General features: G+C 47.4%; 8 protein-coding genes. All 8 read right to left on the minus strand.

Annotated elements, in window-relative coordinates:
- Positions 1-7: 7 nt before the first annotated feature.
- Positions 8-1,468: an alkaline phosphatase family protein gene (locus tag LQ567_RS07925; protein ID WP_231003916.1), complete on the minus strand. Its 1,461-nt coding sequence runs from the start codon at positions 1,466-1,468 to the stop codon at positions 8-10.
- A gap of 14 nt (positions 1,469-1,482) precedes the next feature.
- On the minus strand, positions 1,483-3,456 hold the full coding sequence (locus tag LQ567_RS07930; RefSeq protein ID WP_231003919.1) for a M60 family metallopeptidase: 1,974 nt from the start codon (positions 3,454-3,456) through the stop codon (positions 1,483-1,485).
- 38 nt (positions 3,457-3,494) lie between these two features.
- Positions 3,495-5,246, minus strand: a complete 1,752-nt coding sequence (locus LQ567_RS07935; protein ID WP_231003920.1) for a DUF5008 domain-containing protein — start codon at positions 5,244-5,246, stop codon at positions 3,495-3,497.
- A 22-nt stretch (positions 5,247-5,268) separates the two neighbouring features.
- On the minus strand, positions 5,269-5,973 hold the full coding sequence (locus LQ567_RS07940) for a hypothetical protein (protein ID WP_231003922.1): 705 nt from the start codon (positions 5,971-5,973) through the stop codon (positions 5,269-5,271).
- Between the two features lie 24 nt (positions 5,974-5,997).
- Entirely contained in the window at positions 5,998-7,533 is a 1,536-nt protein-coding gene (locus LQ567_RS07945; protein ID WP_231003924.1) for a RagB/SusD family nutrient uptake outer membrane protein, read from the minus strand.
- A 20-nt stretch (positions 7,534-7,553) separates the two neighbouring features.
- Positions 7,554-10,703: a SusC/RagA family TonB-linked outer membrane protein gene (locus tag LQ567_RS07950; RefSeq protein ID WP_231003925.1), complete on the minus strand. Its 3,150-nt coding sequence runs from the start codon at positions 10,701-10,703 to the stop codon at positions 7,554-7,556.
- A gap of 117 nt (positions 10,704-10,820) precedes the next feature.
- Entirely contained in the window at positions 10,821-11,861 is a 1,041-nt protein-coding gene (locus tag LQ567_RS07955; RefSeq protein WP_231003927.1) for a DUF5007 domain-containing protein, read from the minus strand.
- A 20-nt stretch (positions 11,862-11,881) separates the two neighbouring features.
- On the minus strand, positions 11,882-13,060 hold the full coding sequence (locus LQ567_RS07960) for a discoidin domain-containing protein (RefSeq protein ID WP_231003929.1): 1,179 nt from the start codon (positions 13,058-13,060) through the stop codon (positions 11,882-11,884).
- Positions 13,061-13,073 lie beyond the last annotated feature (13 nt).

Here is a 13,073-nt window from a genome sequence, read left to right on the forward strand (position 1 = left end):
ATTTTGCTTATTTCAGAAATTCGATACCAAACCGGTCAAGCCATAATTGCCCTTTTTGCACAGCAGCGGATTGTGGCACCTTCATCCAGTAAAGCAGCTGCGGCGTCAGATCCTGCTGTAACACGTTAATTGCAGGGTTTGTAAGCGAAAGATCCTGTGATTTGAACATCGGGTTATACGCCACGAAAAAACCGGGAGTAATCGGGGCACGATCCACGCCACTTCCACCCTGCGTAGTGGTGATCACTACCAGCCACTCCTCATCATTATATGTGCTTCGGGATTTGAGCGCATTCAGGATTTCCCCGATATACCCATCCGCTCTGGCAACCGCCTCCGCATAGGGCGCAGCATCGTTTGAAAAACCATATTGCACGCCCTTATTGTACACATCGCCGAATTGCGTTATAATAACTCTGGCCGAATCCGTTTTCAAAATACGCACGGCCTGGTCCTTTGTATCCGCATCGCCCCCCGTTACCAATCTCACATCGGCATCTTTAAGCATCGTATTCACCAGATTGCCCCAGGAGGATATAGCCGCCGTGCGGAAGGTACCGGGTTTATAATTGTATAGCAGCCGCAATGCGCTCAGGTTCGGAGAAAGCGGAGTACCGGCAGACGAATCAACAGGCCTCGGATAAAAAGAGCTGTCAAATACACGATGCTGGCTGATATCATTACCCGTTATCATGCCCGCCCATGAGCCGGCATTACCACCGCTGCTCAACAGATACTTGACCAGGCGCCATTCCGCCAATTGCAAATAACCCGTAAAATTGATGGCCACAATGGAAGAAACAACCAGCCTGTAAAACCGGTATGGTGTGGTATTCGAAACCTCAAACCGCTTCGTTTGACCACGGGCGGAAAAAATTTCACCGGACCGATTGTCCAGGACCTTCCAGGGGCCATTGACATCATTGGCGGCTTCAAGCGTCCATGTACCGGGGTCCCGCCAGTTCTGAGAGCTGGCTTCCGTAGCCGATGTCATGGTATAGGCCTCCACCACCGGCAGGTTGGCCTTATATTCCTGCTGCGCCCACAAATTGGGCAGGTATGGTTGTATGGGGCCACAGGAAAAATAAGAAGAAACATTATTATCTACCAGCTTGGACGACCCGTTGGCTGCAGCAGCGCCACTTGCATTTTCAAAGGCGACCGTCAGTGATCCGTCAGCCGTCACATCCTTTTCCGTCCGGATCACCGGCAACGCCACATTCCATGAATACTTGGCATTGGGTAATAATCCTGAAATATTGGGCGGAGCGAGGGTCTTCAGTGCTGCCGCCGGCAGACCATCGATGCCAATGACGAGCACATGTCTTTTGTTAACGGCCACTGCTGTACCGGTGGAATCCGGCTTATACACATGCTGGTCCAGCACCGGATCATAAAACTTTTTACACCCTGCAATGAGCAGCACAGCCAACATCAAAGCAACGCCCATTTTTATAAAGACTTTCATTTTCCTGATTGCTTTTAAGGTTTAATGACTCCAAATTCCGCAAGTGAACAGGCATTATTAGCCGAAGCAGTAATTACATCCAGCATCTCGAACCGCACATAACGAACACCCTTATAAACCATCCCCAACGAATAGGTATTAAAGAGGTAAACATTATCCACCCCATTAAAAATCTGCGGGGTGGTCCACTCCAGGTTATCCGTACTAAAAGAGATCGCTACCCGTTTCGGCCGCCAGGTATGCCCGTTTACATAGTAAAAGCCCGATACGTCGTAATACTTATTCATATCATATACCATATAATGCGGCAGGTGGTATTGATTGGTTTCATAGTCTACGTACTGCGAATGCCAGTAGGTATGATCATCGCCATCCAGCGCCAGGTTCGCATAGTTTCCGGTTGACACTTCCTGGCAGCAAAAACCGGTAATACTCCATCCCACCCTGGGTATCCGTTTGTTCTCAGGCATTGCAGCCCGCTTGCCTCCGGTATCTAATACAGGATTGTAATTATATACATCGTTGGGCATCAGCTCATAGTTTTTTGCCCGGATAGAGTCCCTTGATGCATCGGTTGGCAGCAGGCCCCATACATAGAAGAACATATAAAGATCCTGCTTTGCGTAATCGGAGGCGGCCTGGTAAATGAAATTTATTTTCTCCTGGTCCGTCATTACGGCCTTATAATAATACCGGGCCCTGTAATCGAGGCTATCGTACAAACCGTAACCATATGCATGAAAAAGCTGTACAAAGGGCACCAGCCGCACTATGAATGCATTTGAAAAATTGGGGACCTTTCTGGCAAAATCAAACGGCAACTGGCTGGCAAGTGATTGCCGCACATAATACATTGCATTGGCAACCCCATCGGCTACGGAAGGGTTCATCTGCTGAATATTGAAACTTTTCCGGTTGGCAAATTTGAGGCCGTAGAGCTGATGAATATTGGGGAGCGACGCAGGATACCATCCTGTAGAGCCGGAGCCTATATTGTTTGAACCGATTGCGCCCATCGTCCACCAGGCGCCTTTTTGCCCGGTTCCGATACTGATGATCTCATTTAAATAAATATTTTCATCCACCGGAATCACAACCGGATAACCACCATGTGCGTATGCATTTGAAGGCTGCACATCCATGATTACCCGAACCGGCAGCTCGGGCGCTCTGTTCAGCGAATCGGTGGTCACATCACTAAGACCCTTCCAGTGATACACGTCCTTTTCAATAAAATCATCCCACTCCTGCATAACGGCCGAAGGATTGGCGATAGGGTATTTGTCCACCAGGTATTTCGGCAACTCAAATATGATCTTCCGGCCTCTCAGCTGGATCCAGGGAACGGAGGATTGCTTTACCTGGTCGTTCCAGTCTGCATCGCTGGTTTGGCCCAGTACAAAATCCGGCGACCTGGCTACACCGGAAAACGTGAGCGTTACCTGGTCGAGATTAAGGTTCACCGCCTTCCTGATATAAATGGAGCCGCCATAAAGATTACGGACATAATTTCTGCCGGCCACCAGTTGTACCTGGTTGTAAAGTACCGGGTCGCGCCCCTGTATCGCAGTATTCGTAATATTATCCGTCCATCCGCCTATCTGAACTGTCAGCCCCGAAACACCTGCCGGCACATCCACGGTAACCATTTCCCCCGCCGGTGCATACAACCCGGTGCTGAACGTGGGTTGCGGTGTGGAAACCACTTTTATATCTGTATTACGTACATATTTATACGCCAGGTTGATCGTAACAGGAACGCTGATCCGCGGTTCGGTGGCGGCCATCAATCCCGGGAAGATCTTTGCCTGATCCAGCTTACTGAAATCATTTCCCATATTGCCCGTTGAGCCTCCGTTTGCATTTGCCGAAGGTTGTCCCTGGTCGAACCCGTTTACCACGTTATCGCCATAGTTTCGCTTGCAGGCCACAGCTGACATGAGCAGTAGTATCCACAACCCGTATGCTGTTTTGTATATGCTGTTCATTGAATGCGTATTATAATATTTAGTCATTAAATCCCTGTTTACTTACGCTGTAATCCGATACGTATAATATTGTTTACAGGGTGGTTGTCAAATAATGAAAAGCTACCCGCAATTACCACTCCTTTACGGCCCGATAAGGTGGTGGTTTCAAAAATATCGTTGATCGTTCCGTTAAAGACACCGGTATTATTCAGGTTTGCAGCCAGGGTTCCATCCGGGTTAAGGATCATAAATCCCTGGCGTGTAATAAATGTACTGCCCGTCTGATCCCGATAGCGTTCAAAAGCCCCCGACAGGATAACGGTACCATCGCTCAGCTGGCCGGCATAATTGACCAGTCTTCCGCTATTGGCCGTGGACCGTTCAAAATCGCCCAGTTTAAAACCAGTGCTGATCGAACCATTGGTATTCAGCATTACGACCCCCGCCGGACAGGCTACCCCGTTAAATGACTTAAAGTCGCCCGTTACCAATAACTTCTGTGTGACAGCATTGTAAGTGATCTTCGTAATGGCACCATCGGCCCCTTCGCCCACATTAAAAGCCGGGTTTCTTTTGCCATTGTTATCCAGCATTACGATGCGTCCTACACCTTCATTGTTGTATAATGTAAAATTTCCCCCAATGATGATGCTGCCAGGCGTGGTACCGTTCATAAGCTGTACAGCATCCGAAATGGTTCCATTAGTACCGAATCCTTTTGTTCGGTACGGATCGTAATTATAGCTGGTATCCAATATACCATCCTGGTTCGTGGCAGCAACCTGCGACTGGTAGGTATAATTTTTAACCACGGAAAACGCGGTCGACAACGTATAGTCGTTGTATACATAACGGGAAAAATTACCCACCGAAATAAGGCGCCCGGCAGCATCCAGGAAAACTTTTCTTACCGGTCCGTCAAAACCGCCCTTAAAATTGACAAACACACCGATATTGGCGGATGGATTTTCCGGGTCGGGATTGTTCACATTTGTAGTCACCGAATCGATCAGGCCGTTTTGGTATACCCGCGTCATATTATTGACCCCTTTGTAGATACCAAAGCTTGAGAAGCCGGTACCGTAAACCAGGTAGCCGGGAAAATTGGTGAGCTTAACCATGCCATAAATGGTTGAGCCCCTGTTAGGCCCCTCACCCACATAAAAATTATCACGCAATGTACCGGTCGTGGGATTTAACTGGATCACTCCTGCAATATTATTATTATGGTAGGAGTCCGGTGTGGTTCCCAGGAAACTCAGCCCGTTCCATGTGGTAAAGCCTCCGCAAACAAACAGGTTCAGCACCTGCATCCAGGAATCGTAATATACACTCCATACAGGCCCGTTGGTGGCGCTGCCCAAAAGCGGGTTTCCTTTTTCATCTTTCTGCGTGGTTGCATTAAAGGTAGAGTCCAGCCAGGCCCACCCCGTTATATTAAAATCCGGACCGTAGAACTGTTTATCTCCGATGATCATAGAAGAAGCGCCGGACGAAGCGTTGCCAGGTACTATTACTGTGAGCGTGCTGTCATTGCTGTTAACCGATTTAACGGTTGCCCTCGAGCCATTCAGGTAAAACTCAATAAGCGCCGGGTTAATGCTCAGCAGCGTATCGATACCTGCAACCTTGAACCGTACGGTATCTCCGGCCTGGCCCTGAAGCGGAACCGGCATCTGAAGCAGGAGTCCAACGCTATTAATAAACGGAGGTGCATACGCCCCGGCATAGTCCATCTCCTGACGCTTAAAACAGGATGCAACAAAAAATGAGCAGATGATTAATAAAAAAATTACGTTTTTTTTCATGTTGCGAATTTTATCCGGATGATCATTGAAAACCGATATACATAGCATTAGCCAGGGTTTGCTGCGGATCAAAACCCAGGTAGTGCGTACTAAATACCAGCACATGGCAGTAACCATTCCTGGGCTTAACATTACTGGTAGCCACCCTTGTGCTCCACCAGCCCTGGTAGGGAGCCGCCGGGTTGGGAATATAGGAGAAGTAAAGGCTCCGGTACCCGATGTATTTGATACCGTTTGCATCCCCGTAATTCACGCCCACATTCATTACACGACCTCCGGCCGAGCGTACAAACTCTCCTGAAAAAGACGAGATGTTCTGCATATCCAGCTGCGGATAGTGCTCCAGGCCACGCGCGCCCCTGAACATATACATCATGAGGGTATTCCTCCAGAATTCGGGTTTAATATTATCAACAGAAGTAAGCGTATCGTGCCCCAGTGATCTCAGGTTCCTGTTGATAAAAAGAAACGTGCTTCTTATGGAGGAATCAGCCGGGGCGAAGAAGGTGATCGTACTGTCTGTAAAATAACTCTGCAGACCGGCCTTTTTTATAATGTGCACCAGCGTATCGAACATATAGGGCTTCGATTGAAGAAACTCCAGCATATTTCCATCAAAGTTGGGTGTGCTAAGACCAGAATCTACATAATAATCCTTTCTGCAACCCGTTATCACTGCAACAGAGAGAAAGCCTATTAAAAAAGTCTTCAACAACAAATATTTCATAAAGCGCATTTTTAAAATCATACGTTAGTTCCAGTAAGGATTTAAAGATATATTGGGATTAACCGTGGAGATAGCGGCATCAATGGGATAGGTCCAGGCCCCGTTCATAAAGTCTTCATAGTTGATCGTATTAACCGTATACAGGGAGCTCATGATCTTCTTTGTGCGAACCAGGTCATAGAAGAACGTGCTTTCTCCCATCAACTCCCGCTCCCGCTCCCACCAGATCGCATCTTCCAGTGTAATGCTTTCGGTGAGATTAGTCACATTTTTTCCGCCTTCAAACTCCGTGGCGCCCGCCCTTTTTCGTACCACATTAATGGCTTCAAGAGCTCCGGGGTAATCGCCCAGTTTTTCCAGCGCCTCTGCGCGCAGCAGGTAAGCATCCACATACCGGAACAGGATCTTGGCATCCGTTGGATTTCCCGAAACCCCACCGTTGAAGTTGGCGAACTTTTTAAAAATAAAAGTGCCATCGGTATTGAACATATTCTCGAACCACTTTGAGGCCCGCGCATCCGTATTGCTGCCATTATAATCTACATCATACAGCTGATGCAGGTAATACGGATCATAGTACAGGGGTGTTATACTTACACTTGGTTTGTAGGGTGTCATCAGGGTAAGGGCGCCCACCGTAGCATAAAATCCAAAAAGCTCACCCGGTTTTGAACTCTGGCTTATTTCAAACAAGCTTTCATCTGTATGCCCGTTGAAGATCACCTGGTAATCATCGTAAGGCAGCAGTTTATAATAGTTTCCGCCCTCACCGATCAGCGTATTGCTGACATCCGCTACTTTCTGATAGTAGGCCATGGCATTCACCTCATCGAACCCGGCCATCCACATATACATTTCCATCATTAATATGAGGGCGCCGCCCTTCATAGCCCTCGAACCCTTTTTTGAGGCATCCGCATAGGTCCATGGCAGATCATCCAGCACGCCCTGTAAATCACTAATACATTTCTTAAACAGTTCCAGCTGATTGGTTCTTCCGTTTTTACCTACATCATTGATATCAGAAATATAGGGAACATCGCCCCAATGGCGCGCCATTATGAAATACGTAAGGCTCCTGATAAATACCGCTTCCGCACGATACAATTTGCGGTCGGCATCCGTAAGATCTGCGATCTCCGTTTTGGGAATATTGGCAATCAGATTGTTTGCCCCCGATACCACCCGGTACAATTGCATCCACTGATCCAGGTTATTGAATCCCCATTCATTCCACCATGAATAAGTGGAAGACGCTATCAGGTTCTTCATTTTGTTTCCCCGCAGCAATGCCACAAATTCATTGCCATTTGAAACATAAGGCACCCAGGAGCCGCACCGGTAATCGGCCGTTGCAAGCAGGCTGTTCCCGCTTCCGCAAGTATAGCTTCTCAGCAAGGTGTAGATACCGTTTGCATATTGTTCCACATCCTGTTTTGTTTTCCAGAAGTTATTACCGGACATAGCGCCTACCGGGCTCACATTGAGAAATTTCTTACACGAAAGATTCGTGCATAAAACAGCAACCAGGAGAAAAAATATGATGGCACGATATTTCATTGTATGATGCTTTAAAATTTTTAAAAAGTAACGGTAACACCCAGTGTATACCTCCTCGCCAGCGGATACCCATAGGGATTATCGCGCCCCAGATCCGTTATTACTTCGGGACTGGGGCCCGAATAGTTGGAAATGGTGGCGACATTGGAACCGGTTAAAAAGACCCTTAAGATCTGAAGGTGCCATCGCTTCAGCAATTCCTTCTTAAAATCATAGCCCAGGGTTATTGAATTAATCTTGAAATAGGAACCATCCTCCTGAAACAACGTCTGGTTATAACGGAATGCGGCAATGGCAGCGTTATGATCATAGGTATAAGGATTGGGATAAACGGCGTTGTCTCCGGGTGCCTTCCAGTAATTATACTCCTCTACAGGCGGCACGGCCTGTACACCAGACAAGGTGCTGTTCAGCGGGTTGTAGAACTGCTGAAACTTATAGGCCAGCGGCGTATTGAGCACATCCCTGAAAAATGTAAAAGAAGTAAATATATTGAACGTAAAATTATGATAGGCCAGGAAGTTTGAAATCCCTCCTGTTAATTTTGGTACCGGGTTACCCACGGCCACACGATCGCGGTTATCGATCACGTAATCGCCATTCAGGTCCGCAAAGATCGGATCACCTGCCTGCAGGTAAACACCATTGATCCGCATCGGAAGGTTGGTGGCCGGGTCCACAGGCACATCGGTATTCCGGGCATACACGCCCTTCGTTACAAAAAGATAGTTGGAAAAACTGCTTCTCCCCAACCGGTATAACAGGGGCAGGTTTAACTGGTCTCCGGGATTAATAACCCACTCACGCGCATCGTTGGGCAACCGGGTTAATATGTTACGGTTAAAGGCTCCCACCAGGCCAAAGGTCCAGCTCAATTTACTGTCCCTGGGCAGCGGCCGTACATTCAGGGTCAGCTCATGACCGTAATCTACCCAACTCACATCATTGGATGGGTATTTGGAATAACCTGTTTCAAAAGGCACATCTATAAGCAGGGAATTATTTTGAACGAATTTGTAATAGAAATCATATTGTATGGTAAGCTTCCGGTTAAAGAACTCGCCTTCATAACCAATATTCGTCATCCGGTTCGTGATCGGTTTATAATAGGCATTGGGCTCTGTTCCGAAACTGTTTAACACAGAAGGCTGCCCATTATAGGAAGATCCGGGATAGTACTGGCCATATACCATAAAAATATTTCCCTGCGGAACGATCGTTTGCCCCCAGCTTGCCCTGATGGAACTGGAATTCATCCAGCTGCTCCAGCCCTCGGCAAATTTTTCTTTGTAAATATTCCACCGGAAGGAGATCATCGGGTTACGATTAAATCCTGTTAAAGGCCCGTTGATGGAAGTGCCGTCAAAACGGAAACTTGCGTTGAACACATATTTCTGCATATAATCATAGGAAACGTTGGCGCCGTATCCAAACTGCCGTACGTCTACCGGCTCACCCAGCGTTCCATATACCGCAGCTCTAAGGTCGTACCCAAACGGCCCGGAAATAAAGTTATTGGGGGTAGAAGGCAGCTGGGCATACGTGGTTTTTGATTTATTCACATTCAGGTCACTGAATACATAGCCTGACACCGTGTGTTTCTCCTTCAGGAACCGGCGCGTATATTGCAGCATATTGAGATTATAATAGGTGTTGGCACTGCGGTCCTGCGTATTGTACTGGGTATAGCCATAATTCAGCCATCCGGGATAAAATATATTATAGCTGGTCGTATTGAAGGTAATGCTGCCCGTACTGCGGAACCGTAGGTCTTTTATGATCTCGTACGTCAGATCGAGGTTGGCCCCCAAGGTATTTTTTTTATTATCATCCTTTAAAATGAATGAAGCCAGGGCCGTATTATTCTCTGTATACACATTGGGCGGTGGTAACAGGGTTGAGGCCATACCACTGGTGCCCACGCCGGTCTGCAACAGTCCCACACCACTACCGTTCTGACGGAGCTCGGATGCCGCATTTACAGAGGTCAGCATACGGATCTTTTTATTCTCACTCTGGTATTGGGAGTTGATCCCCGCACTATACCTTTTATAACCGGTATTCTTGATAATACCCATATCCTGCATGTAGTTCAGGTTCACTTTGTAATCGAACTGGCTCATACCGCCTGCGAAGCGCAAATTGTGGCTATGATTTAATTGCGGACCAAAAAAGTAGGATTGCCAGTTCACCGAATTATTCAGGTAAGGATTTAAACTATCCGAAAGAAAATAATTGGCATTCACAGTGGCCAGTCCCCAGTTAAATGCATTGTTTGTCTGGGCATTGTTATAAAGCACCTGGTTTACCTTTATCTGCCGTTCCAGGTGCCCGCCATATACATCGCGAAGGGGCGGAACCGCCGTATAAATATACTTCCCATCATAAGTAATCTGGGGAACTTTAGACCGGCCGCGTTTCGTGTTGATGATCCAGACACCGTTGGCTCCTCTTGAACCATACACCGATGTTGATGCAGCATCCTTTAAGATCTCAACGCTTTCAATATCCTCGGGTGGTATTACCGAAAGCGGGTTGGCGCCGCCGCCGGCCTGGGCAAAACCGTATTCGGTATCCTCATTCGGATCAATCGGCACCCCGTCTATAATGAACAATGGTTGCCCCGAAGCTAAGTAGGCATTATTTCCATCGCCCGTTACATTGATATTGGACAATCCGCGCTGAAAGATGGATCCCCTGGCACCCGGCATACCCGAAGTATTCTGAATATTTACCCCTGCCACTTTTCCCTGCAACAATTCCGTTACACTGGCAGCCGGTACGTCTTTAATATCATCTGCGGTAATTACGGTTGAAGCACCGGTAACCAATGACCGGCTCTTTTTGGTAAAACCCTGTACCACCACATCCGTAAGCGCTCCGGATGCCAGCTTCAGGTAAATTTCGATATTGGCTTCTCCTCCGCTCACCTGGTAGGTAGCAGGGCTATAGTTTAAATGGGTTACAGCAATTGTGGCACCCGCCGCAGCATCGATCTCGAAACGGCCCACGGTATCTGTATACACGCCGCGGGCTCCGGCTGTTACGTTAGCACCGGCTACCGGCAACCGGCTCTGTTCATCAAATACAGTGCCCCGCACCTTTTGCGCACCCGCCCGGATGGAGCACATCAATAATAGCAATGCCGGAAGCAGCAGATGTAAACGCAAGCGTCCTCCCTGCCTTTTATTAAAACGGGATATTGATAATCTCGTTGGGTTGTGCAGCCACAAAACGGTAAAAATTTTATCCATAATCAGCGATTCCTGGTTAATTATTTTCGGTCATCAATCATTAGAAAATTTTGGAGAGCTGTTCCTGAACTGAAAAGCGATCTCCCAATCGCCCTTTTCATAGATCGCGTAATTGAATACGAGCGCACACACATATCCAAAGCCGGCCGTGCCCTTGCGATAATAAGAAAATGTTACAGCCGCCCTGGTAGCCGCAGCATTTGTATACTTTGTAGGTATGGGCCCCAATGGTATGGGATAGGCCACCTGGTAAACAACCGCGGTATCCGTTAATTTCATATCAAAGCCGTGCACCAGACCGGGCCAGTCCGTAGTATTAAATAACCGCGGGTTTATCGGCGCAAAAGCCGAATCCAGGAATTTGAACGTAAGACTATTGCCGGTACCTTTCTTTGTGAAATAAACATCTACTTCGCTCTCCTGCATCCCCAATCCGTCTTTAAGACGTTGAACGTTGCTAAGGCTGATGCCATTGGTAGGATAAGATACCGCCGGGCCTGTTGTCATCCCTGTTTCCGGATTATAGTTAGAGGGCGCATATGGAATGGCCTTCCGGGGCATGAACCGTAAATTATAGTAATAGTTCAAGCCACCGGAATTGGAAACTTTTACGTCAAATTTGTATCCCGAATCGGGCTGGGAACGTATATGGCTCAGATCCATCCCGGACCAGGTTACCAGCTGACCGGAATGCTGTCTTATTTCAAAAACCCGGTGATTCTCAATTTTACGTTTGTTTTCTATTTCAGCCAGCGAGGTTTCTTTGCCGGTATAAGCACCACCGTCCTTCCATACCCAAATAGGATATATGCTATCAGTCAGTTCCGGTGCAGGATCACCATTATAACGCCGAAGATTGAGCATCGTAAACTCGAGGGGCTGTGAAGAGTTGGCCCCATTAAAATTGTCGGAGAATACCGTATTTCTTCCCAGTGTTGGGTCATAAAAGGTGCGTGTAAACGTTGCAAGCGGATCGATCGAATCGCGATCTTCCGGAAAATCCTTTTTACAGGAGGATATAAGAAGGAGCAATCCTGCCACCCCAAAGCATATCAGTAAATATAAATAGCGCATAAGTAGGAACGTATATTTGTTTAGTATAACCACAGTTCAGCCAGGTTGCATTGTTTATAGGATGCAAAGCCTCCGTAATTTGCAATAACCGTAAACCGGTAATACCGCCCCCTGCGCGCAACAGGGAGATAGAACCGTTGTTTGGCCTGCAATCCCACGGTTCCGTTCACCAGCTTCAACCGGAAGGTATCCGGTGGCGACCATACCGCAGGGTCGTTAAGATTGGCTCCTTCCGGAGCAAACTCTGTTGTGAAGGCCGTGACCATCAGCTCTCCGCTGGTCCATTCTGCTTTATTCTGGATTGCTACAGACGTTACATCGTAGCTATGCGTCATATCGGTTATAAACCAAAAAGGCGGCGGCGGCATGGTACCGGTATTTTTGGTATTCCAGTATGTGTTCAGATTATTATCAAACAAATGCGAAACAGTACCTCCATAAACCGTAGACGGCTGTTGCGATACCCAGGACAACGGCTTCCATTCATTTCTCAGGATGTACGGTGTATTCATGTAGTCAAAAAAATTCGAGAATCCGAATTCATGATCGTCAGCCAGAACATGCACCAGCACATTTCCTGCCCGTACGGTGTTAACGGAGGACGTAAGTGCCGGCTTCCAGTATGCATCATACAGGGAAAAGTTCATATCCCTCAGCTCTATGATCTTGGGGCCTCCGCTGATTGCACCCGTTGAATTTTGCTGCACACCGCTCAGGTTCATCATATAATCGTAATTGATCGATTTTAAGATGATGCCTGTAGAAGACCGGGCCAGGACATCAAAGCTCCAGATCCCGGGAAGAATATAGCGGGAAATGAGGAATCGCATCATCTGGTTATTGAAACGTCCGGAATCAGCCTGTTCCAAATTCAAATGTGCCGGATCAATATACAGCACAGGGCTGTCTGTACGGGCCCTGTTGGTATTGAAGTTATTGATAGCGATCTCAAAGGATTTATTGGGGATCGCAAATAAGGTAAAACTATCCGTCGAATTCAGGCGGGCTACAATATCAGGATATTTATTCAGCACCTTCACCATGGAATCAAAGTGGTTTTCCTGGAGAAACTTCATTACAGTTCCATCATATACGGTTGATACCGGCTTATAATCGTAATAGGTTCCATAATCGTGCTTGCAGGAGCAAGTGAGCAGCACCAGCAGCAGCACGGAAGAAATAACAGATACTTGCTTCATAATTTTCAGGAAT

The organism is Niabella pedocola (assembly GCF_021044425.1).
In the GTDB taxonomy this organism is placed as follows: Bacteria; Bacteroidota; Bacteroidia; order Chitinophagales; family Chitinophagaceae; genus Niabella; species Niabella pedocola.

Coding starts and splice junctions, on each gene's coding strand:
- LQ567_RS07960 (WP_231003929.1), bottom strand. CDS start 13,060: ATGAAGCAAGTATCTGTTATTTCTTCCGTGCTGCTGCTGGTGCTGCTC.
- LQ567_RS07930 (WP_231003919.1), bottom strand. CDS start 3,456: ATGAACAGCATATACAAAACAGCATACGGGTTGTGGATACTACTGCTC.
- LQ567_RS07955 (WP_231003927.1), bottom strand. CDS start 11,861: ATGCGCTATTTATATTTACTGATATGCTTTGGGGTGGCAGGATTGCTC.
- LQ567_RS07935 (WP_231003920.1), bottom strand. CDS start 5,246: ATGAAAAAAAACGTAATTTTTTTATTAATCATCTGCTCATTTTTTGTT.
- LQ567_RS07925 (WP_231003916.1), bottom strand. CDS start 1,468: ATGAAAGTCTTTATAAAAATGGGCGTTGCTTTGATGTTGGCTGTGCTG.
- LQ567_RS07940 (WP_231003922.1), bottom strand. CDS start 5,973: ATGAAATATTTGTTGTTGAAGACTTTTTTAATAGGCTTTCTCTCTGTT.
- LQ567_RS07945 (WP_231003924.1), bottom strand. CDS start 7,533: ATGAAATATCGTGCCATCATATTTTTTCTCCTGGTTGCTGTTTTATGC.